Annotated in this window: 24 protein-coding genes and 1 pseudogene; 22 read left to right on the forward strand and 3 right to left on the reverse strand. The window is 54.6% G+C overall.

The genetic code is table 11. The features are described from left to right. Window positions 1–12: 12 nt before the first annotated feature. The 12 genes from H7C19_RS20295 (at window position 13) to H7C19_RS20345 (ending at window position 6,835) form a co-directional block, all read left to right on the forward strand. Complete coding sequence (locus tag H7C19_RS20295; protein ID WP_221469360.1) at window positions 13–540, forward strand: YmfQ family protein; 528 nt, start codon at window positions 13–15, stop codon at window positions 538–540. Beyond that, the gene (locus H7C19_RS20300) at window positions 540–1,742 is read left to right on the forward strand and encodes a pyocin knob domain-containing protein (RefSeq protein WP_185670873.1); all 1,203 of its coding nucleotides are present in this window, start codon (window positions 540–542) and stop codon (window positions 1,740–1,742) included. Before H7C19_RS20295 ends, H7C19_RS20300 begins: the two co-directional genes overlap by 1 nt. 14 nt (window positions 1,743–1,756) lie before the next feature. After that, window positions 1,757–2,209, forward strand: coding sequence for a hypothetical protein (locus tag H7C19_RS20305; protein ID WP_185670874.1), 453 nt, complete (start codon window positions 1,757–1,759; stop codon window positions 2,207–2,209). A 1-nt stretch (window position 2,210) separates the two neighbouring features. Beyond that, on the forward strand, window positions 2,211–2,318 hold the full coding sequence (locus H7C19_RS34385) for a CD1375 family protein (protein WP_221469361.1): 108 nt from the start codon (window positions 2,211–2,213) through the stop codon (window positions 2,316–2,318). A 55-nt stretch (window positions 2,319–2,373) separates the two neighbouring features. Beyond that, window positions 2,374–2,511 carry a CD1375 family protein gene (locus H7C19_RS20310; RefSeq protein WP_185670974.1) on the forward strand — a complete coding sequence of 46 codons (138 nt, stop codon included), beginning with the start codon at window positions 2,374–2,376 and terminating at the stop codon, window positions 2,509–2,511. 43 nt (window positions 2,512–2,554) lie between these two features. Further along, window positions 2,555–2,872: a hypothetical protein gene (locus tag H7C19_RS20315; RefSeq protein ID WP_185670875.1), complete on the forward strand. Its 318-nt coding sequence runs from the start codon at window positions 2,555–2,557 to the stop codon at window positions 2,870–2,872. Then, window positions 2,847–3,596 (forward strand): DUF1906 domain-containing protein, encoded by a 750-nt coding sequence (locus tag H7C19_RS20320; protein ID WP_221469362.1) that lies wholly within the window; start codon window positions 2,847–2,849, stop codon window positions 3,594–3,596. Before H7C19_RS20315 ends, H7C19_RS20320 begins: the two co-directional genes overlap by 26 nt. Window positions 3,597–3,684: 88 nt before the next feature. After that, window positions 3,685–3,879: a type II toxin-antitoxin system HicA family toxin gene (locus tag H7C19_RS20325; protein ID WP_185670876.1), complete on the forward strand. Its 195-nt coding sequence runs from the start codon at window positions 3,685–3,687 to the stop codon at window positions 3,877–3,879. Window positions 3,880–3,913: 34 nt separating this feature from the next. Then, window positions 3,914–4,333: a type II toxin-antitoxin system HicB family antitoxin gene (locus H7C19_RS20330; RefSeq protein ID WP_185670877.1), complete on the forward strand. Its 420-nt coding sequence runs from the start codon at window positions 3,914–3,916 to the stop codon at window positions 4,331–4,333. 122 nt (window positions 4,334–4,455) lie between these two features. Then, window positions 4,456–5,145 (forward strand): DNA-methyltransferase, encoded by a 690-nt coding sequence (locus H7C19_RS20335; protein ID WP_185670878.1) that lies wholly within the window; start codon window positions 4,456–4,458, stop codon window positions 5,143–5,145. A 184-nt stretch (window positions 5,146–5,329) separates the two neighbouring features. Then, on the forward strand, window positions 5,330–5,641 hold the full coding sequence (locus H7C19_RS35750) for a helix-turn-helix domain-containing protein (protein ID WP_376775389.1): 312 nt from the start codon (window positions 5,330–5,332) through the stop codon (window positions 5,639–5,641). A 117-nt stretch (window positions 5,642–5,758) separates the two neighbouring features. Further along, window positions 5,759–6,835: a 3-keto-alpha-glucoside-1,2-lyase-like domain-containing protein gene (locus H7C19_RS20345; protein ID WP_221469363.1), complete on the forward strand. Its 1,077-nt coding sequence runs from the start codon at window positions 5,759–5,761 to the stop codon at window positions 6,833–6,835. A gap of 242 nt (window positions 6,836–7,077) precedes the next feature. On the opposite strand, the pseudogene H7C19_RS34910 reads toward H7C19_RS20345, so the two are convergent. Beyond that, window positions 7,078–8,049: pseudogene (locus H7C19_RS34910) on the reverse strand (ROK family protein). Between the two features lie 447 nt (window positions 8,050–8,496). Between H7C19_RS34910 and H7C19_RS34390 the strand changes: the two are divergent. Next, the gene (locus tag H7C19_RS34390) at window positions 8,497–8,682 is read left to right on the forward strand and encodes a hypothetical protein (RefSeq protein ID WP_221469364.1); all 186 of its coding nucleotides are present in this window, start codon (window positions 8,497–8,499) and stop codon (window positions 8,680–8,682) included. A 65-nt stretch (window positions 8,683–8,747) separates the two neighbouring features. On the opposite strand, the gene H7C19_RS20360 is transcribed toward H7C19_RS34390, so the two are convergent. Both H7C19_RS20360 and H7C19_RS20365 read right to left on the reverse strand, forming a co-directional pair. Next, window positions 8,748–9,983, reverse strand: coding sequence for an MFS transporter (locus H7C19_RS20360; RefSeq protein ID WP_185670883.1), 1,236 nt, complete (start codon window positions 9,981–9,983; stop codon window positions 8,748–8,750). 3 nt (window positions 9,984–9,986) lie between these two features. Beyond that, window positions 9,987–11,141: an MGDG synthase family glycosyltransferase gene (locus H7C19_RS20365; protein WP_185670884.1), complete on the reverse strand. Its 1,155-nt coding sequence runs from the start codon at window positions 11,139–11,141 to the stop codon at window positions 9,987–9,989. A gap of 439 nt (window positions 11,142–11,580) precedes the next feature. Between H7C19_RS20365 and H7C19_RS20370 the strand changes: the two genes are divergently transcribed. The 9 genes from H7C19_RS20370 (at window position 11,581) to H7C19_RS20410 (ending at window position 20,359) form a co-directional block, all read left to right on the forward strand. Then, window positions 11,581–12,243, forward strand: a complete 663-nt coding sequence (locus H7C19_RS20370) for a GntR family transcriptional regulator (RefSeq protein WP_185670885.1) — start codon at window positions 11,581–11,583, stop codon at window positions 12,241–12,243. Window positions 12,244–12,321: 78 nt separating this feature from the next. Continuing rightward, entirely contained in the window at window positions 12,322–13,239 is a 918-nt protein-coding gene (locus tag H7C19_RS20375) for an MBL fold metallo-hydrolase (RefSeq protein WP_185670886.1), read from the forward strand. A gap of 30 nt (window positions 13,240–13,269) precedes the next feature. Next, window positions 13,270–14,256 carry a phosphotransferase family protein gene (locus tag H7C19_RS20380; protein WP_281384916.1) on the forward strand — a complete coding sequence of 329 codons (987 nt, stop codon included), beginning with the start codon at window positions 13,270–13,272 and terminating at the stop codon, window positions 14,254–14,256. A 10-nt stretch (window positions 14,257–14,266) separates the two neighbouring features. Next, complete coding sequence (gene eno / locus H7C19_RS20385) at window positions 14,267–15,562, forward strand: phosphopyruvate hydratase (protein ID WP_185670888.1); 1,296 nt, start codon at window positions 14,267–14,269, stop codon at window positions 15,560–15,562. 26 nt (window positions 15,563–15,588) lie between these two features. Continuing rightward, window positions 15,589–16,362: an SDR family NAD(P)-dependent oxidoreductase gene (locus H7C19_RS20390; RefSeq protein WP_185670889.1), complete on the forward strand. Its 774-nt coding sequence runs from the start codon at window positions 15,589–15,591 to the stop codon at window positions 16,360–16,362. A 57-nt stretch (window positions 16,363–16,419) separates the two neighbouring features. Beyond that, a complete protein-coding gene (locus H7C19_RS20395; RefSeq protein ID WP_185670890.1) occupies window positions 16,420–17,244 on the forward strand; it encodes a fumarylacetoacetate hydrolase family protein in 825 nt (274 codons plus the stop codon). Between the two features lie 13 nt (window positions 17,245–17,257). Then, window positions 17,258–18,049: an SDR family NAD(P)-dependent oxidoreductase gene (locus H7C19_RS20400; RefSeq protein ID WP_185670891.1), complete on the forward strand. Its 792-nt coding sequence runs from the start codon at window positions 17,258–17,260 to the stop codon at window positions 18,047–18,049. An 18-nt stretch (window positions 18,050–18,067) separates the two neighbouring features. Then, complete coding sequence (locus tag H7C19_RS20405) at window positions 18,068–19,291, forward strand: enolase C-terminal domain-like protein (protein WP_185670892.1); 1,224 nt, start codon at window positions 18,068–18,070, stop codon at window positions 19,289–19,291. Window positions 19,292–19,309: 18 nt separating this feature from the next. Beyond that, a complete protein-coding gene (locus tag H7C19_RS20410) occupies window positions 19,310–20,359 on the forward strand; it encodes a DUF4432 family protein (protein ID WP_185670893.1) in 1,050 nt (349 codons plus the stop codon). Window positions 20,360–20,370 lie beyond the last annotated feature (11 nt).

Raw genomic sequence — 20,370 nt, forward strand, 5'->3', positions numbered from 1 at the left:
GGCAATGACATGATGACGTACTTGCCGGGCTTCTTCCGGACATCTCGGATCATGTCTGCGATTATCGATAGCCAGGGTGCAGAACTGGACGAGCTGAGAAAGGCGCTTGATGAGACGCTCTCTCAGTACTTTGTCGCATCCGCCACGTGGGGATTAGACATATGGGAGCAGGAATTCGGGATCTCGACTGACGTTTCGAAGCCCATCGATCAGCGTAGATCCGTCGTCCTTTCGAAAATGCGCGGCACGGGCACCGTGACGGTTGCGTTGATTAAGCGCGTAGCTGAAGCCTATGCGAACAGTGAATTGCTTGTAGCGGAGGACTTTCCGGAATACCTGGTTACGATCACTTTCATCAGTGCGTATGGCGTTCCGCCAAACCTGGCGGACATCCAGCAGGCCATTCGCGACGTTCTGCCCGCGCACCTGGACGTCAATTTCGTATTCCGTTATTACCTCTACAGTCAACTCAAAAATAAGACGTATGGGCAGGCAAAGTCCAAAAAATACGGAGAGGTCTACAATGGAGGTCTTGCATAATGGCTGAAACACCGAAATTTAAGTTTCCGCTCCTCGATGACAGCATGACTGCTGACGTGCCTCGCGATTTTAATGCGCTTGCCGCGCTTGTGGAGGCGGCGATTCTCACGAGAGAGGACAGCGTCAATAAAGGAAAGCCAAACGGTTACGCCGGCCTGGACGCATCGGGGCAATTACCCAAATCATTATTTGGATCTGGCATCGACGCGGATAAGTTGGGCGGCTCCCCTGCAGACATAAACCCGAACGCAAACACGATTGCGAAAAGAGGGCCTACTGGAAATTTGGCGGGGCAAGTCCTTGTATCACAAATACCAACAGGGACAGCACCGCTAACGGTAGCGTCCCAAACGGTAGTAACCAACCTGAACGCGGATATGGTGGACGGGTGGCATGTGTCCACAACGGCGGCGGCCAGCACCGTGGCCGGGCGTGACTCGTTGGGTGACATAACGGCCCAGCGTTTCATTGCGGCAATGGAGACGGGCACCGCGCCGTTTATTGTGCTGTCAACGACGGTTGTTCCCAACCTGAACGCGGACATGGTAGACGGGTATCACGTAAGGAATACTGGCGGCGGCATACCACTAGCTAATTCGGTCGTTAGTGCAAACCTCAACGCGGACATGGTGGACGGGCTACATGCCGCCTCGTTTGCGAAGTACGGCGGAGGTGTGCCGGCGTCCACCCTCAATAATGCGGCTACCTTGGACAGTGGAATGTATACGACTAGCGAAGGGCCAGGTATAGGGCTTCCGGGTTCATGGTACCACGTCATCCACATGCGCCACGCGTCGAACGATGGCCACGCAGCACAAATTGCAATCGAGTACTTTAATTCGGGCAGTATGTACTTCCGTAGCGCAAACGGTACAACATGGGGATCGTGGAGAAAAACTGCGAGCGGAACAGACACATGGTCTAGCGAAACTGCTCCAGGAGTTCATAACCGGAATGGCTATCAAAAACTACCTAATGGTTTGATCTTCCAATGGGGACTGGCCGACCCAAGCACTACAGACTATCGCAATACAACCGTGTGGTTCCCAATGACATTTCCTAACTATGTTTGTACAGTTATTTGTACGCCTCATGGTTACGAGAATCAAATAGGTGTTGAAAATTTGACAACGTCTAGCTTTTTAGCACACTCATATTTTTCACCAATTAAAGGTTACTTCTGGTTTGCAATCGGGAAATAAGGAGGCGTGAGTAAATGAGTCAGTATTACGTTAACTTTGATGCTTCGGGGAATGTCTCCGGATTCTACCTCGACGAGCTTCACGGCGATACAATTCCGGAAACCGCTAAACCAATCACAGAGGCAGAGTGGCAAAGATTCACCCATGAAGCATGGAAGTGGAAGTTCGACGGCGAGAGAATCCGCGAGAAAACACAGGCGGAACTCGACGAGGAAAATGCGAACTTGCCGCCGATTAAGAAGTCCCCAGAGCAGCGGATTACGGAGCTGGAGGGCGAGAGCGTACAAACCATGTTGGCCGTTGCCGAAGCGTACGAAACAGCTGTAGCAGACAACGCACAACGGGAACAAGAAGCCGTTGATACCATGCTGGGGCTTACTGAGGTTTACGACCTATTCCTGCAGCAACAAGAGACGATCCAAACGTTACGTGCCGAAGTAGACGCCCTGAAAGGGGGTGTTAGCTAATATGGCTCAAGTATACGCCAACCTAATCCGACGAGGCATCAAGACTATCGAAGACGTGCCGGAAAACAAGCGCGAAGAAGTGCAAGCCATCCTAAACGCCGATGCTTAGGCGGTTCATAGGGTGGCTTTCGCTTTTATACCACATGGGGAGGGGGTGGGGAGACATGGCAGTCGTTTACGCTACATTGATTATCAAGGGTGCTTACACGTTCGACCGAGTACCGGCCAACCAACAGCCGAAGGTCCGGGAATATCTGGCCGCGCTGGAGCTGGACACGGACGGCAAGCCGCTGGAAGTGTAAAACAATCGGGCTCCGCTTCAGCGGGGCCTCTTAGGAGGAAAACGTGGACAATTTCTTTACATGGGAAGTGTTATACACCATTGGCGGGGCTTCCCTGCTGACTTTCTTTATCGTGCAATACCTCAAAACGACACTTGATCGTTTTATCAACTTGCCCACAGATGTTTTTGCGGTCCTTGTGGCTTTCGCTGTTCTAGTTGCCGCTCAATTGGCGCTTGGCGCGAACCCTGCCAGCTGGAAGCTATACGCATTGTCATTCGCAAATGCCTTTGTTGTGTCGGCAGCAGCCGGACATGTTCACGACAAGGTGATCAATCCCCCCGGAAGGAAAGGAGATGAAGAAAGTGCGGCAAGGAATTGATTGCGCCCAGCCCCTCACTACATCGACGGCTGGTAAACTATATGCTCTCAATTACCGGTTTGCGGCTCGCTACCTTGTGCCAGCGGATTATTCCTGGAAGCGACTCACGCGCAAAGAAGCAGAAGCCATTTCCGCTGCAGGTCTGCAAATTGTCTCAGTTTTCGAAACAAGTGCTAATCGCCCCGAAGGCGGCGCGGCAGCCGGGGTCAAAGATGGCATTGCGGCCTATAAAGAAGCCCAGGCAATCAAACAGCCCCTTGGAACTGCCATTTATTTTGCTGTTGATTACGATGCCAAGGCGGATGACTTTGATACAATCGCAGCCTACCTCAAAGCCGCAGCAGCCCAGATCCCTGGTTATTCCATCGGTGTCTATGGTTCATACACAGTAGTTGAAGCCATGGCAAAACGCGGCGTGGCGTCGAAATTCTGGCAAACCTACGCATGGAGTGGCGGAAAACGTAGCGCTCGAGCTGAAATTTATCAGTACAAAAATGATGTAAATGTTGAAGGGATTCGCCTTGATAAGAATGAAGGGAACGGCTCCGAGGGCGCATGGTCTACAGTTGAAATTGCACAGGAGGCAATGACTGCTGAAGATGCGAACAAAATCATCAAGTTTCTCTCCGCTGCTTGGGGCGCCGCAAGCACTCAAGAAGACAAGCTTGAATTTAATCGATTGGCGAATGAGCTGAGGAAAGTTTCGGGGCAACCCTTTCAGTAAAGAACGGTAATACGTCTAATTTATACGTATTATTTATTGACACGTATAATATACACGTGTTATAATAAAGTCAGAGAGGAGGACAAGGATGAAGGCTTACAGCTCCCGGGAATTGATAAAACTAATCGAAGACGACGGATGGTACTTCGATTACGCTAGAGGCGATCATCATTACTTCAAACATCCGACGAAGCCCGGCAAAGTGACAGTCCCTCATCCGAAAAAAGACTTTCCGATTAAGACGCTTCTAAATATCCTAAAAAGTGCAGGAGTTGAGGGCTGAAAGGCCCTCTCTCCTCCAAGGAGGTTAACTATATATGGGCAAAAAAGACGTATATCGGTATTGGGCCGCATTTCATTATGCGGATGATGGCGTGTCTGTGAGATTTCCTGATTTGCCCGGATGCCTCACCTTCGGGAACACTGATGAAGAAGCTCACGCAGCTGCACGTGAGGCACTGGAGGGCTTCATCTACGGACTTGAGAAGGACGGAGACCCAATTCCCGATCCGACTCCCCTGAGCGAAACCGTAAAGGTACTGGATGAAGACGAAGCTGCCGTTGAGGTTAAGGTGTATATGCCAACTGTCCGGGACGCGATGGAGTCAAAGGCTGTCAAAAAGACGCTCACGATCCCGAAATGGCTAAACGACGAGGCCGAAAAGCAGAATATCAATTTTTCTCAAGTGCTGCAGGAGGCGCTAAAACGTAACCTCGGTATCGAACAGCAACAATAACCCGACTGCAGCAAAATGATTCGGACTCCTGGGTGATCAACCCAGGTTATTTTTTTTAGCTTGTACAAGAACATGTGTTCCTATTATGATGTGAAGTGAGAACCATAACTTAGGAGGTTGAGATGCTCTACAACGAAGATTGTGTCGAAGGGTGCAAGAAATACATTGCAAATGATTCGGTTGATCTAATTGTCACTGACCCACCATATAACTTGGGGTTCGGGGGCACCAAACAGACGAAATCCAAACAACCGAGATTTTCTATCATCGCGAATGATCAACTTAGCCATCGCGACTATCAAAGATTTACGTTTCAGTGGCTCCATCAAGCATATCGGGTACTCAAGCCTGGTCGCCACATCTATGTGTGCATCGACTGGCGGATGTACCCACACATGGTTCTCTGGATGCGGCGCGTCGGATTCATCGTTAAAAACTGCATTGTTTGGGACAAAGAGCGTATGGGCATGGGATGGCAGTATCGGTATCGGCATGAGTTTATCATCTTTGCCGTTAAAGACGCGACGCGAAACCGCCGGGTAAAAACGCGGACGTCGACAGATGTATGGCGCTATCCCCGTATTCCCGGGAATAAAACTGTGCACCCCACCGAGAAGCCGCTGGATCTTATGAGCAAAGCTATTCAAGAGAGTTCTGAGGAAGGGGAGCGCGTACTCGACTTATTCATGGGATCAGGACCAGCGGCGGTTGCAGCTCTAACGTTAAACCGTGAATTCACGGGTTTTGAAGTTGATTTGTCTCATTTTGATACGGCGAGCAAGCGTGTCTCCGAACTGAGTTTTAACAGATGATCAAGCGTCCAGATAAAGATACCTGCAGTTGTCTTGCGCGCGGAAAGTGGCGTTATCAATTCATTAATGGTGAAAAGGTGTACATGTGCGTCAGGTGCAACAAGCCTAAATATTCCCATCACACGATAGCAGTTGCCGGATCAACAAACCGACACTGGGAACATCATGAATGGTAGGTGAGAGCATGATTGGAGAAAACATAAGCAGGCTTCGAATACGGAAGAGTTTAACAGCTCAACAACTGGCTGAACGGACAGGGCTTACTAGAGAACAGGTACTACGATTCGAACATGGAGAGGCTCGACCATCGGATATTCAACTCTCAATATTAGCCAACACGCTCGATGTAACAGTGCCTAGAATTTTGGGCACAGACATCGACTTCACTAGATGCAACATCCATGTCAACGGGGGCCTTCCGTCCGATGAGACGAGCCTGGAGGACCTTAGAGAGTGGATTCGTGAGATGGATCGAAAAAACGCCCTTCGCCGATAATTGGCGCGGGGCGTTTTCGCAAATATCGTGCGACTTTTTCGCAAATTCGGTGCGACGCTACACACGTCGGGGTATATCAGCTTGATTTGTTTCAACAACACGGTTTCTTACGCGAATTTGAATATTACGAATTTGCCGAATATCCTGTCGAACCTGACCGCCGCAGGAGGCCAGGGAAGCATAACGTTGAACTGGGACATGGATGCCAAAGCGGCGACGTATAAGGTCGAACGGAAAATGAACAGCGGCGACGCGTATACGACAATCGCGAGTTCGCTGACCGGCTCTTCGTATCGGGATACGACCGCGCTGAACGGAACCTCGTATATTTACAGAGTCGCTTCCGTCGACAGCCTGGGGAGTGTCGTCAATACGTCGAACGAGGCGACGGCTGCCAATTATGCGTATAGGGACTTTTTCACGAACGGCTCTTCCAACTGGACGGCCAACGCGGGAACGTGGAGCGCGTCGACCGGCGTTTATAACCAGACGAGCAAGACCAATAATCCGCCGATGTCGACGCTGAATGGATTGACGTACGGCAATTTCCAGGCGCAGGCTGTGGTCAAGATTAACGGTTCCAGCAATCCGGACAATTGGGCCGGCATTGTTTTCCGCAAGACGAATGCGGCCGATTCGCCCTGGACCAGCGGTTATCTGTTCGTCATACAGGCGAACGGGACGGTAGGCTTCTCCAGGCAAGGCACGGCCGTAGGGCCGGCGGCGAGCACCGGGTTGGACCCGACAGCCCAATACGTCACGCTGAAGGTCGTTGCGAACGGCAGCACTTTAAGAGGATACGTGAACGGAAGTCTCGTGATCACGACAACGGATACGACCTGGAGCTCGGGCTATTTCGGTCTCGTCACGTTCAACAACAGCGCAAGCTTCCAGAACGTGCTGATCACAAATTCGATCCCGGCAACGCCGACCTCGCTGAGCGGTTCTTCCGCGACCGGTTCGCAGGTTGTCAATCTTACCTGGACCGCCTCGAACGCCAATAGCTATGTGGTTATGAGAGCGACTTCGGCAAGCGGTCCCTTCACTATGATCGGAACGGCGAACGGGACGTCGTTCACCGACAATTATGCGTTGATAAACCATGCTTATTACTACTTGGTCACCGGCGTTAATTATGCAGGGGCCGAGAGCAACGATTCGAACATTGCGGGGCCGATCGCCGCAAGCTATTGATCGCCGCCATAGAACCGCCGCAGGGCTGCTCAAGCCCTTAATGCGGTGGTTCTTTTCGTATGCGGTTATCCGGAACGATGAGGAATGACGCGTTATCCATCATTCCTCACTTAACGTGTCGGGATACCGTTCAATCTTTGACGAAGTCTTGCTGCTCCTTGCGGACTTTTTGGAGATCCGTCTTGAGCGCCAGCACGTCCTCTTTCAGCATTTGGACGTCTTTTGCGGGCCGGCCAGTCTCTTCACTCCCCGGTCGCGCTTTCCGTCGCTAACATTTGCAGGGGGGCCGTAAGCAGCCGTTCGAATACCAAGGCGACCGCGCCGATGGCGTTCTGGGAGGAACCGAACGTTGCGGGTTCAATGGTCAAACGATTTCGGACGAAAAAATATATGCGTTCTTTCACGCGAGCTCTTATTTCTTCCATATACATGTCGAGATAAGGGTAGAGCCTGCCGCCAAGCACGATGATTTCGGGGTCGTACGCATTGAACAAGGTCGTTAACGCGGATTCCAGATCGCGCAGCGTAACTTCGAGACATTGCAAAGCGCTCGGATCTTCTTGGCGAACGGCATGAAAAAATTCATCGATCGAATCCCCAGCCGACCAACGGCGCAAGATGCCGGGGATCGATCCGACCGTCTCCCAGCAGCCCCTATTGCCGCAAGCGCACAATTGTCCGTCGGGCACGAGCGTAATATGTCCGACTTGGCCGTACAGCCCGTTCGCGCCTTCTGCCAATTCTCCTCTTGTAATGACGCCGCCGCCGATTTCCATGCCCATTGTAATAAAAAGAAGGTCCCGCACGCTGCGGCCTTGCCCGTATCATCGTTCGGCCAAGGCGGACGCCCGGGCGTCGTCCTCGACGAAGACGCGAAGTCCGAATTTTTTCTCGAGCGTCGATGTGATCGGGTAGCTTTCCCATCCGGGAAAATTCGGCGGGCTCAGCAGCTGTCCGGATTTGCGATCCATCGGTCCGGGAATGCTGACGCCGAGGCCGATGACCGGCGTTCCTCTGGAAGAGGCGTAACGGCCCATCGAGCGGACATGCGGAGCGATCAAATCCAGAATTTTCTCGGGCTGGCCGATGCCGACGGTGTTGCCTTCCACCGATTTGATAATGCGCCCCGCAAGATCGGCCAGCACCACTTCGAACGAGGTCCGTCCGATATCGAGACCGATGATCATATAACGGTCCGTGCGCAGCTTCAACATGACCCTTTTGCGGCCGACGGAACCGGAGGACGTTTCCGATTCGCGGATAAGCCCTGTCTGGAGCAACTCCTGGGTGAGGTTGGTGATCGTTCCCGAAGTCAGTCGGGTCAACTAACCAGATCGACGCGGGAGATCGATTCATGCTCCCATATCTTCTGCAAAATGTCGGCCATGTTTTGCTGCTTGACTTTCTGCAAATAAACCGGTTTCAAGGTGGTCAACGATCGGTTCTCCATTTGCTTTATTTATTAAAATTATTATACTAAACTTGAATTCACCGCGCAAAAGGATGGGGAGATAGCTTTCGGAGTGTCGTTCGCAATATAAACTTACTCATTAAGTTATTATCCAAAGCCGACAAGTGGCCTTGGACGCGCTCGGATCGTCCGGCGGCGGTACGCTCAATACCGGGAGCGAGCGTTCTCCGGCACGGGATCTTGTTTCGACTTGAAGGGCAATTATGCATCGTCAACAGGGATGTATGCCAGGCTGCGCGCCAATCTCGCGAGCGCGAGCCCGGGCCGTGAAGCCGCCGACCTCATGATCGCCGCGTCGAGCGATGGAAATTCCATCACGAAGGGCACTTTATCCCGTAAAATCGATCAATCTGCCACTTTGGGAAGCACGAATTGATTTTTTGCCTACGGAGAAACGACGATCCCTCGGCCATTCGGAATCCGGCCGAGGAATCGTATCGGTTAGCGATGTTGAATGGATCCGCCCTCGACTTCGTCGCGTCCGTCTCCATAAGCAGGCGCATACCGACGCACGGGATGAATCCAGTAGAACAGGGCGATCGCGAGCAGCAGCAGCGCGCTGACGGCGACCGTCACCGTCTCGTCGAACCGCTCCGCCATCCATCCGCCCGCGATCGGTCCGAGGATGACGCCGATGCCTTCGATGCCGGACAAGACGCCCCAGCCCGTCGCTTTCTGATCGGCAGGGACAAAGTAGGACATCAGGGCGTTCCATGCCGGAAGCACGGCCGCGTATGCCGTACCCAAGCAGGCCGCCAGCAGGAACGTGCTGAAGAATTGGCGGGAATAGATGAGCAGGCCGAGAGAGACCGCGAGCGCGGCGAAGCCGACGATCAGGAGACCTTGATGCCCCCGCTTGTCGGCCAAGCGGCCCATCGGGATCAACAGCAGGACCGTCATCAGGCCGCCGCCCATCAAGACGAGAGAGTAGCTGGAGTAATCCAGCGTCAGATAACGGGAGGCAAAGCTCGGCAGCACGGGCACCAGCAGTCCGGCCGCCAACGTCTGCACGATCATGCCCGGCACGAGCGGCTTCATGCGCGACAGCTTCCGGCGCAGGTCGCGCATCTGCTGCTTGAGCGGGACGGCGGCAGCGGACAGGCTGCCCTGGACGAACGGTATGCGCTTGGCCGCGGCCAGCGCCCATCCGGCGATCCAGATCCCCGCGAGCAGCCAGAAGGTCATGGCGTAGCTGCGGTCGATGAGGAAGTTGACGGCCACCGGCCCAAGACCGAGCGCCGCCAGCCAGACCGTGTAGACGGAACCCATCTGCGAGCCACGCTGATCCTCGCGAATGAGCGAGAGGCAGAGCAGCCAGATCGGGGAGATGCCGATGCCGAGCAGCGCGGCGCCAACGATGATCGCCCACGGAGCGATGATGCCGTAGGAGAGGAACAAACCAAGCAGTCCTAGCAACAGGAACACGTTCAGAATCAGACGAAGCGGGAACCGGTCGAGCGCGTAGCCGGCGACGAGCTTGATGACGGTATCGGCCAAATAATGGACCGAGATGGCGACGCCGACCGCCGCGATCGTCATCTGCTGCTCCGCGGCATAGGCCGGCAGGAAGGAGAGCAAGAACGCGCTTCGGACGAGCTCCGTCAGGAACAGCGCGAACGTAAGTTGGACGACGGAAGTAGATTTGCCTATTCTCTTGGCTTCGCTTGGATATCCCATGCTTTACAACGCTCCCGTATAGTGGCTTGTGGATGGAGAAGAGCTCATCTTCCGGCTGGCGATCGTACGGAGCACATCCCGGACGATCGTATCGGCTGCCCTTCCCTCGGCGAACGCCTCATGGCGCGTGGATAGCGTCTGTCTGAGCGCGGCGGAGTCGAACAGTTCTTGGACTTGCGCGACGATCTCCTTCACGCTCGCGGACACCAAGGCGGCCTGTTTGCTCTCCAGATAGCGGGCATTCTCCCTTTCCTGTCCCGGGAACGGCTTGAAGATCAGAATCGGGGTGCCGATCAGGATGAGCTCGGACAAGGTGATGCCGCCGGCCTTGGTGACGACGCAGGCGGCTTGGCGCATCGCTTCGTGAAGCGATTCGACATAGCCGAACAGCCGTATGCGAGGCTCATGCGCATAGCGGCGCTGAAGCTCCCGTCTCAGCCGATCGTTTTTCCCGCAGATCACGTCCACGTAGACGCCGGGAATCGTCAGCAGGCTTCGGACCAGGGGCTTGATGTCCGGCAAAGCGCCGTGGGCGCCCGCGATAACGAGGATCGATCGCGAGGCTGCGCGCGCGCTTGGCTTCGCGCGAGATTCATAGAAGAGCTCCCGTACCGGGATGCCGCTGACGGTAATCTTGCCCGGCTGCACGCCGCGATCGACCATATCGCGCTTCAATTCTTCGGTTGCTACATAGTATTGGTCCGCGTCGGTGAGGAGCCAACGGTTGTGCAGGCTGAAGTCCGTTACGACCGTGAACAGCGGAATGTCGGCTTCCATCTTGGAGAGCTGATCGGAGACGCCGCCGAAGGGGAACGTGCTCAACACGGCTTGCGGCTGCTCTTCCTCGATGATTCGAACCAGCCGCCTCATCCCCAGAAACTTGAACCCTCTGGCCCATGCGCCGCGCCGATCCATATTTTTCGTCCGATCATAACTCCAGCCGTAGTAGTTAAAGCCATAGTTCGAGAAGGCGGAGCTGCGCGAATACAGATACCGCGAGATTCGATTCAGACCGGGATGCGCTTCCTGGAACAGGTCGATAATCTTGACGTTGTCGATGCCCTGCCGATAGAAAGATTGCTTGAGGGTCTCGGATACCTGGATGTGTCCGTTTCCGTAACCGGCGGTAAGGATGAGGATCTTGAATGGATGCTGCACCGTCATTCACCTTCTCAATATGATCTAGATATATAATATTTCGATCTAATTACGGCATATTTCCGCACCATGTCTCCGGCACGTCACTCTCTTCTCATTGTAATAAGTTGGGAGGGCGGGCATCATCGTCGGACGGCGGGTTCGGCACCCGCAAGAGGTCGGACCTTGCGCCCGACCCAAGTCGAGTCTGGCGCCTCCTTCACGCGTAGCACTTGGAAAGATCTAAGCGGGGGTGCGCGTGCGGAACCGTCATGAATAAACCGCGGCTGCGAAAGAGCCGTATGCCTGACGATCGACACTGTCGGGTAATACGCGGATTTTGCAAGTTGTCCGTTTCTTGTTATTGAACGCAGCCCCCATTGACAGAACAATTCCGCCAATCTAAGATGGGATATATGAAGTGTAACATGTTACAAACAAAAACGAGGGATCGATTCAGATGATCAAGTTCGCCCAAATCGAGAATATGCTGACGACGGATCGGGTGTACAAAGAACTGAAGAACGCCATTTTCAAGCGTACGCTGGCACCGGGCCAGAAGCTGGACATTTTCGAGCTGGCGGAACAATTCAACGTCAGCAGAACGCCGGTCAAGGAAGCGTTCAACCGTCTGCAACTGGAAGGCCTGATCGTCATCAAGCCGCGCAAAGGAACGTATGTGGCGGAAATCGACATCGACCGGATCATGGAAGTGTTCGACGCGCGGCTCCTCTTCGAGACGCGGTCGGCGAAGATCGGGGCGGCGCAAGGGACGCAGGAAGATTTTCGCGCGCTTCGGCAACTGATCCATGAAATGGACAAATTTTACGAGGCGAAGCCGTTCGATTCGATGAACTACAATGAATTGGACATCCAGTTTCATATTCAGATCGTGAAGATGGGCCGGAACCAAGTCATATTGGAGTTGTATAAAGGCCTTAACGCACACCGGGTCACGGAACGTGCCTTCTTCGACAGAGCTTCCGAAAAGGTAGAATCGAGTCACTATCAACATCTTGAAATCGTCGAGGCGTTCGAGAAGAGGGATGAGGCGCTTGCCGTGTCGCTGGTCGCCAATCATATCGAGAAAGGGAAAGAGGTGCTGAATCAATCTCAGAAATAAGGAAAGGATGCGCGCGCAACTTCATTTCAACAAATATAACATGTTACATGTCAGAACAAGGAGAAAGGATGGATACGAATGAAAATCAATGAAAAGGTATTCGCGGCCAAGACGATGCTTTCCGACACGACGCCGCTGCACACCTTCCTCGTCAAAGGAAAAGACTTTTCCGTATTGATCGATTCGGGCGTAGCGACTATGTTCGGCGATATCGTCGGCGTCGTGGAACAATCCAAATCGTCCGACATTCGTTTTCTCTTCAATACCCATCCGCACGCGGACCATATCGGAAGCAACAGGCAACTGAAAGAAAAGTACGGTCTTCTCGTTGCGGCGCCCGTCGGCTCCGAACGCTGGATCGAAGACATGGAATATCATTACGAGCAGTTCTGCCTGCCGTTCCCGGAAATTCTGCCTCATTCGGATGAAACCAAAAGGGACATTCTCGGACTGATGGACGGCGGATCGAAAGTCGATCTCTCGGTAACGGAAGGCATGACGGTCCGATTGGACGGCGAAACGCAGCTGACTACGCTTGCGTTATCGGGGCACATGATGTACGAGATCGGGTTCATCGAACACAGCACGAATACGCTCATCTTGGGAGATGCCATCACACTCTATGAAGGAGATTTGTTTCCCGGGCATTTCAGCCCGAAGCAATACCGCGCCACGGTCAAGAAACTTGGCGAGCTCAATCGCAAGCATCGATTCAACCAAGTGCTAACGGCTCATTTCGAACCGACGGATTCGGAAGGGCTGAACAAACATCTGCTTGGGGTTCATCATATGATCGATCAGGTCGATTGGACGATTCATCAAATTTTGTCGGAAGCTGCCGAACCGCTTTCGCTGGAACCGATCTGGAGGGCGGTATGCGAGCGGATGGGCCGCATTTTCGAATTCCGCGGGCTCGCCATGGTACACGGGCATTTAAGCGAAGCCGTTCAAGACGGAAGAATTTTGCAAGTCGACGGGTTATATACGGTTCGATAATTTTCCATGAGGAGGAAGGGGGTGCGCGCAATGGAGTTTCTCGCCGAAAAGCAAGTGGAACAATACGTCGCAAGAATTGGCGAGCTTGTTCAATCGAATAGGGTGTCCGTTCAACGTTTTAGCGGAGGGGTTTCCGGCTTGGTATGGAAAGTAACGGCCGGCGGAGAGAAATGGGTGCTTAAGCAAGCGCTCGGCAAGCTGGACGTGGCGGAAGACTGGTTCGCGGACGTCGGGCGGATCGAGCGGGAGCAGCAAGCGATGCGGTTCCTGGAACCGATGATGCCGGATGGAAGCGTGCCGCGGGTCGTGCATTCCGATGCGATCAACCATGTGTTTATGATGACATGCGCGCCGGAAGAGGCCACGTCTTGGAAGAAACGATTGATGGAAGGCGAATTTCAACCGGACGTCGCGCGCAACGCCGGACTGTTGCTCCGCGCGATGCACGAGAACAGCAGACGGCTCGCCGGCCAAGCGCAGCAAGAGGCGTTCGGCGACATGACTTATTTTCGCGAACTCAGGATCGATCCCTTCCACAGGCATCTCATCGGCAAATATCAAGAGTTGGGACCGGAGCTGGAAGCGCTGATCGGCGATCTCGAAGAGAACCGAAATTGTTTGGTCCATGGCGATTTCTCGCCGAAAAATATGCTGGTCGACGATAATCAGCGAGTTATTCTGCTCGATTACGAGGTTGCGCATTGGGGAAATCCGGTATTCGATCTCGCGTTTCTGCTTGCCCATCTTCTGCTTAAAGGCTGGGTGCTGGGGAAGCAGGCCGATGCGCTACGATTAATGGAACGATTTCTGGAGGCCTACGACTTCAACCAAGAAACGGATGCCCGCTTGATCGGACATACGGGAGCGTTGCTCCTCTCCAGAATCGACGGCAAATCTACGGTCGGCTATGTCAAGGAACAGAAGCTGAAGGAGCTTGTCAGACGGACGGCCATGGATTGGATTCGGCATCCTGCCGACGAGGCTGTAGCGAATTTAAGAGAGGCAATGAAAGGATGACGACGACCCGATGAGTACGATCGCGCGCGTTCAAGGACGCGAAATTTTGGATTCCAGAGGCAATCCGACGGTAGAAGTAGACGTGGAACTGTCGAGCGGCCATACCGGACGAATGATGGTGCCTTCCGGCGCATCGACCGGACGGTTCGAGGCTTGGGAGCTCCGAGACGGGGACATGAACCGGTATCGGGGCAAAGGCGTAAGCAAGGCGGTCGCGCATGTCAATTCGGAGCTCGCCGAAGCGATCGTCGGACAGAACGCGTTCGATCAGGAGCTTATCGATCGCATGATGATCTCCCTTGACGGAACCTCCAATAAATCGAGATTGGGCGCGAACGCCATTCTCGGCATATCGTTCGCCGTCGCTCGCGCGGCGGCGAACGCCGAGGAGAAGCCGCTGTACCGCTATTTGGCGAATCGTTATTTGACTGGCGGGGCTTCGCTGAATATTCCGCTTCCGATGGTAAACATCATTAGCGGAGGGCTTCACGCGGGGAAGAAGCTCGACGTGCAAGATTTCCTGGCTGTTCCGGTCGGTGCGGATACGTACCCGCGAGCGCTGGAGATGCTATCGTCGGTCTATTGGAAAACGCAAGAGATCATCAATGAACGCGGCTACGTGGGATGGCTTCTCGCTGACGAGGGAGGATTCGGCCCGTCGCTTCAATCCAACGAAGAGGCGCTCGAACTGCTCGTATCCGCCATTGAGCGCGCAGGGCTGCGTCCGGGCGAAGATATGGCGATCGCGCTGGATATCGCATCGAGTCATTTTTATGATCCGGGCAAAGACACGTACGAGCTGCAATCCGAAGGCCGAACGTTGCATGCGGGCGATATGATCGATGTGCTTGAACGCTGGTGCGGCCTATACCCGATCGTGTCCATCGAAGATGGCTTAGCGGAGGACGATTGGAATGGCTGGCGGGAACTCACGCTCCGACTTGGCGGCAAGCTGCAATTGGTCGGCGACGATCTGTTTACGACCAACCCGGATCGCATTCGCAAAGGCATTGATGGGAAGGCTGCCAATTCGGTGCTCGTTAAGATGAACCAGATCGGCACGCTGACGGAGACGGTCGAGGCCGTCAATCTCGCCAAATCGGCAGGATTCAGCACGGTCATCTCCGCCCGTTCCGGCGAAACGGAAGATGCGACGTTAGCCGATTTGGCGGTCGGCCTTGCGGGAGGGCAGATCAAGATCGGTTCTCTGGCGCGTTCGTCGAGATTATCGAAGTACAATCAACTATTGCGCATCGGAGAACAGCTTGGCGGCGCTTACATCGGCCGAGCGGCGCTAAGACGCTAATCAAATTGGGGATGGAGGAACAAACGATGAGATTGCTTCATAAAACCGCGCTTATTACCGGAGCAGGCTCCGGGATCGGCCGGGTAACGGCGCTGCGCTTCGCCTCGGAAGGGGCTCAGGTGATCGTGAACGATCTGAAGGCAGCCGACGGAGAAGAGACGGTCCGTTTGATTCGGGAGCAGGGCGGAGAAGCAACGTTCTTGCAAGCGGACGTGACGAAAGCAAGCGACGTAGAGCAGATGGTCGAGCGGGCGCTTCAAACCTACGGAGCTATCGACATTTTGTTCAACAACGCCGGCATTTCCGGAATCGGGGCGATTCACGAGCTGTCCGAGGAGCTGTGGGACCGCGTCGTGAACGTCAATATGAAAGGCGTCTTCCTGCCTTGCAAATACGTCGTTCCGCACATGATCGAGCGCGGGTCCGGCAACATCATCAATATGTCCTCGGCGATCGCCGAGATCGGGCTCATGAAGCGGGCGGTTTATGCCGCGACCAAGGGAGCGGTGTTGACGTTGACCAAGTGCATGCAGGTCGATTACGCCTCGCACAACATTAGGGTCAACGCGCTGCTGCCAGGAACGATTCTGACGCCGTTCGTGGAGAAATATTTGAAGGAGTCGTATGCCGATGCGGAAGAGGGATTGAACACGATCCGCAGACGCCAGCTGACGGGCGACCTCGGCAGACCGGAGGACGTGGCGAACGCCGCGCTGTTCCTCGCATCCGACGAGTCGAAATTCATGATGGGATCGCCTCTCTATATCGACGGGGGCTGTACGTTTGGCAAGATGGCATGACGGCAAGATGGCATGATGACGCGGACAATTCAGACGATCGGGAGATGAGGGGAATAAATGAAGCTGCTTGTCGTAAACAAAGACGGGAAATCCCGCGTCGGCATCAAGCTAGATGACGGGATCCGATTGGTGGATGCTTCGCTGCAGGATATTCTGAATCGCGGGCTTGACGGATTGGCCGGATTGGAACCGACCGGCGGCGAGTTGCTGAACGAGGAACGGCTCGAATATGCGCCATGCGTTCCGCCGGATCGCAAAGTGATCTGCGTCGGACTGAACTACCGCAATCATGCGAAGGAAGCGGGGCTGCCGGTTCCCTCCACCCCCGTATTATTCAATAAATTTTCGAACGCCTTGACGGGACATGGGCATAAGGTAAAGCTGCCGGATGTGACCTCGCAAGTCGACTATGAAGCGGAGCTGGGCATCGTCATCGGGAAGAGAGCGAAAGACGTCGCTCGCGAAGAGGCGCTCGACTACGTTTTCGGGTATTGCTGCATTAACGACTTGTCCGCCCGAGACTTGCAAAATCGCACGAGCCAATGGCTGCTCGGCAAAAGCTTGGACGGCTTCTGCCCGACCGGCCCTTATCTCGTTACGGCCGACGAGACCGGCAATCCGAACGAGCTAGGCATCCGTTGTTACGTGAACGGGGAGCTGCGCCAGAACTCGAATACGAAGGATATGATCTTCTACGTCGACGAGATCGTCAGCTATATTTCCCGCCATATCTCGTTGGAACCGGGCGACTTGATCTTGACGGGAACGCCGGAGGGCGTCATGTTCGGTTATCCTGACGATCAGAAAGATTGGTTGAAGCCGGGTGATACGGTGACGGTGGAAGTAGATAAGCTCGGACGATTAAGCAACGAACTCGTATAAGGAGGCGTAGCCGATGGATTTCCAAGGGAAAGTCGCGATCGTCACGGGAGGCTCCAAAGGGATCGGGTTCGGAGCCGCGCTCAGATTCGCTCAAGGCGGGGCGTCGGTCGTAGTCGTAGCGAGGGGAGCCGCTCAAGCTGCGGCCGAGCAGATTCGCCGGGAAACGGGGAACGACAGCGTAATCGGGATCGAGGCGGACGTATCCAATCGGGTACAGATACAATCCGTCGTTCGGAATACGGTAGATGCTTTCGGCGGTGTCGATATTCTGGTGAACAGCGCGGGCGTCCAACGATACGGAACCGTTGTCGATACCGAGGAAGACGTGTGGGACGAAGTGCTTGGCATTAACGTCAAGGGCATGTATTTGACTTCCAAGTACGCGATACCGGAAATGCGCAAGCGCGGAGGAGGCGCCATCGTGAATGTCTCCTCCGTGCAGGCTTACGTCGCTTTGGCAGGGTCGGCCGCTTACGTCACTTCGAAAGGCGCGATCAATTCGCTCACCCGGGCCATGGCGCTCGACCACGCCCCCGAGGGGATCCGGGTCAACAGCGTTTGCCCGGGGTCGATCGATACGCCGATGCTGCGCTGGGCCGCCGATCTGTTCAAGGGCGATCAGACGCAGGATGCCGTGATCGAATCTTGGGGGCGGATGCATCCGATCGGGCGCGTCGGCACGATGGAGGAAGTAGCCGAGCTGATCGCGTTCCTGTGCGGAGACAAGGCTGGATTCATTACGGGCGGGGACTACAAAATCGACGGCGGGCTGCTCGCGTCTGCTGCCGTCGTATTGCCGAAATAGAGGAGGGGGAAGCGCTAGATGAAAATCGTCGATATCAGGGCCACCACCATCACCGTTCCGCTCGAAGCGACTTTGCGGCATGCGGTTGGCGCGCATTGGGGACGTTTCGTGCGCACGATCATTGAGATCGAGACGGACGAAGGCATTATCGGGTACGGGGAAATGGGAGGCGGCGGGGAAAGCGCGGAGCTCGCTTTTGCAGGCCTGAAAAGCTATTTGCTCGGTCACGATCCGTTCTTATTGGAAGAGCTGCGCTTTAAAATTTGCAATCCGACGGCGAGCCTCTATAATAATCGGATGCAGCTTTTTGCGGCAATCGAGTTTGCCTGTCTGGACATCGTCGGACAGAAGTTAGGCGTTCCCGTTCATCAGCTCCTGGGCGGCAAAATAAGGGATCATGTTCCGTTCGCCAGCTATTTGTTTTTCCGCTCGCCGAACGAACCGGGCGGTCCGGGAGAAGTCAGAACGCCGGTACAATTGGTTCAGCACTGCGCCGATTTGAAGCGGGAGCACGGTTTTACGGTTCATAAGCTGAAAGGCGGCGTGTTCCATCCGGATTACGAGCTGGAATGCTACAAGGCGTTAGCGGCCGCATTCCCGAACGACAAGCTGCGGTATGATCCGAACGCCGCGCTGAACGTGGAGGAAGCCATCCGCTTCGGACAGGCCATCGAGAACTTGAACAACGATTATTTCGAAGACCCGACATGGGGATTAAACGGCATGCGCAGAGTCCGTTCGATGGTACGCATTCCTACGGCCACCAATACGGTCGTCGTCAATTTCGAGCAGCTTGCGGCGAATATTCTCGATCTGGCCGTGGACGTCATTCTGCTCGATACGACCTTCTGGGGCGGGATCAGATCTTGTATCAAGGCAGCCGGCGTATGCGAAACGTTCCAGCTTGGCGTCGCCGTTCACTCCTCGGGCGAGCTCGGCATTCAATTGGCGACGATGCTACACATGGGGGCGGTCGTCCCGAATTTGTCCCATGCGGCGGATGCGCACTACCATCACTTGCAAGACGATATTCTGGTCGGCGGCAAAATGAAATACGTGGGCGGCGCCATTCAAGTGCCCGACGGTCCGGGTCTAGGCATCAAGGTCGACCGCGAAAAAGTGCGCCAATATGCGGAGTTATATCGCGAGCTTGGCGGATACGCGTACGATAAGGACCCGCTGAGGCCGGGATGGTATCCGATCGTACCGAACGAGCGCTGGGCGGATCCTGCGCTAGTCTAAGTCAGGGGAGGAAGCGCAATGGCTCGATATCGGCCCCAACGGAATTACGGGTGCAGGGTTCACGATCAGATCAGCTATTTTGGCTTGAAGACGATCGTACTGGAAAATGATTTGGTGCGCATATCCGTATTAGCGGACAAAGGCACGGAAATATTCGAGTACTTGTATAAACCAAAGGATCTCGACTTCATGTGGCTGACCGAGAATGGCGTGCAAAATCCGAACGAATATTTGCCGACGTCGCCCGATCCGGTCGCAACGTTCGTCGATTACTATTCCGGCGGTTGGCAGGAAGCGTTCCCGAACGGCGGGCCGACGAGCGTATATCTTGGCGCGCAATTCGGACAGCACGGCGAAGTCGCCCATATGCCTTGGGATTACGAAATCGTTCAGGATACGGAGCAACTCGTTTCCGTTCGTTTTCGCGTCAGGACGAAAAAAGTTCCGTTCCGGTTGACCAAAACGCTAACGCTGGAACTAGGCTCCTCCTCGCTTCTGATCGAAGAGCAACTGGACAATTTGAGCGAAATCCCGCTGCGTTACATGTGGGGGCAGCACATTGCGTTCGGCAAACCTTTCTTGGAGCCGGGTTGCAGCATTATTGTGCCGGATAACGTGAAAGTGTTGACGGAAGCCGTCGAATCTCCCGTTTCTCCGCCGGGAAGAACTAAGCGGGGCATCACATACGATTGGCCGTTCGGCGTCTCGGCAACGGGGGAACAGGTTGATCTCTCCGTACTCCCGGAGAAGGGAACGCCGTCGGAGATGATGTATCTGACGGGCTTCGGCGATCAGGCGTGGTACAAGGTCGAAAACGGCTCTCTGGGTATGGGTATGAAAGTAGATTGGGACGGATCCGCTATGCCGTATTTGTGGTACTGGCAGGAATACGGGGCAACCGAAGGTTATCCTTGGTATGGCCGGCATTACAATATCGGATTGGAGCCGTTCTCCAGCTACCCTACGCTTGGGCTGGAAGAGGCGATTCGCAATGGTAGCGCAGGAGCGATAGGGGGCGAAGAGAGCAAGGTCTTCCGCATACGGACTACGCCATATGAATTGAAATAAACCTTAAAGAG

Source organism: Cohnella nanjingensis (assembly GCF_014212125.1).
GTDB classification, from domain to species: domain Bacteria; phylum Bacillota; class Bacilli; order Paenibacillales; family Paenibacillaceae; genus Cohnella; species Cohnella nanjingensis.

Coding starts and splice junctions, on each gene's coding strand:
- H7C19_RS20295 (WP_221469360.1), top strand. CDS start 13: ATGACGTACTTGCCGGGCTTCTTCCGGACATCTCGGATCATGTCTGCG.
- H7C19_RS20300 (WP_185670873.1), top strand. CDS start 540: ATGGCTGAAACACCGAAATTTAAGTTTCCGCTCCTCGATGACAGCATG.
- H7C19_RS20305 (WP_185670874.1), top strand. CDS start 1,757: ATGAGTCAGTATTACGTTAACTTTGATGCTTCGGGGAATGTCTCCGGA.
- H7C19_RS34385 (WP_221469361.1), top strand. CDS start 2,211: ATGGCTCAAGTATACGCCAACCTAATCCGACGAGGCATCAAGACTATC.
- H7C19_RS20310 (WP_185670974.1), top strand. CDS start 2,374: ATGGCAGTCGTTTACGCTACATTGATTATCAAGGGTGCTTACACGTTC.
- H7C19_RS20320 (WP_221469362.1), top strand. CDS start 2,847: ATGAAGAAAGTGCGGCAAGGAATTGATTGCGCCCAGCCCCTCACTACA.
- H7C19_RS20325 (WP_185670876.1), top strand. CDS start 3,685: ATGAAGGCTTACAGCTCCCGGGAATTGATAAAACTAATCGAAGACGAC.
- H7C19_RS20330 (WP_185670877.1), top strand. CDS start 3,914: ATGGGCAAAAAAGACGTATATCGGTATTGGGCCGCATTTCATTATGCG.
- H7C19_RS20335 (WP_185670878.1), top strand. CDS start 4,456: ATGCTCTACAACGAAGATTGTGTCGAAGGGTGCAAGAAATACATTGCA.
- H7C19_RS35750 (WP_376775389.1), top strand. CDS start 5,330: ATGATTGGAGAAAACATAAGCAGGCTTCGAATACGGAAGAGTTTAACA.
- H7C19_RS20360 (WP_185670883.1), bottom strand. CDS start 9,983: ATGGGATATCCAAGCGAAGCCAAGAGAATAGGCAAATCTACTTCCGTC.
- H7C19_RS20370 (WP_185670885.1), top strand. CDS start 11,581: ATGATCAAGTTCGCCCAAATCGAGAATATGCTGACGACGGATCGGGTG.
- H7C19_RS20375 (WP_185670886.1), top strand. CDS start 12,322: ATGAAAATCAATGAAAAGGTATTCGCGGCCAAGACGATGCTTTCCGAC.
- H7C19_RS20380 (WP_281384916.1), top strand. CDS start 13,270: ATGGAGTTTCTCGCCGAAAAGCAAGTGGAACAATACGTCGCAAGAATT.
- eno (WP_185670888.1), top strand. CDS start 14,267: ATGAGTACGATCGCGCGCGTTCAAGGACGCGAAATTTTGGATTCCAGA.
- H7C19_RS20390 (WP_185670889.1), top strand. CDS start 15,589: ATGAGATTGCTTCATAAAACCGCGCTTATTACCGGAGCAGGCTCCGGG.
- H7C19_RS20395 (WP_185670890.1), top strand. CDS start 16,420: ATGAAGCTGCTTGTCGTAAACAAAGACGGGAAATCCCGCGTCGGCATC.
- H7C19_RS20400 (WP_185670891.1), top strand. CDS start 17,258: ATGGATTTCCAAGGGAAAGTCGCGATCGTCACGGGAGGCTCCAAAGGG.
- H7C19_RS20405 (WP_185670892.1), top strand. CDS start 18,068: ATGAAAATCGTCGATATCAGGGCCACCACCATCACCGTTCCGCTCGAA.
- H7C19_RS20410 (WP_185670893.1), top strand. CDS start 19,310: ATGGCTCGATATCGGCCCCAACGGAATTACGGGTGCAGGGTTCACGAT.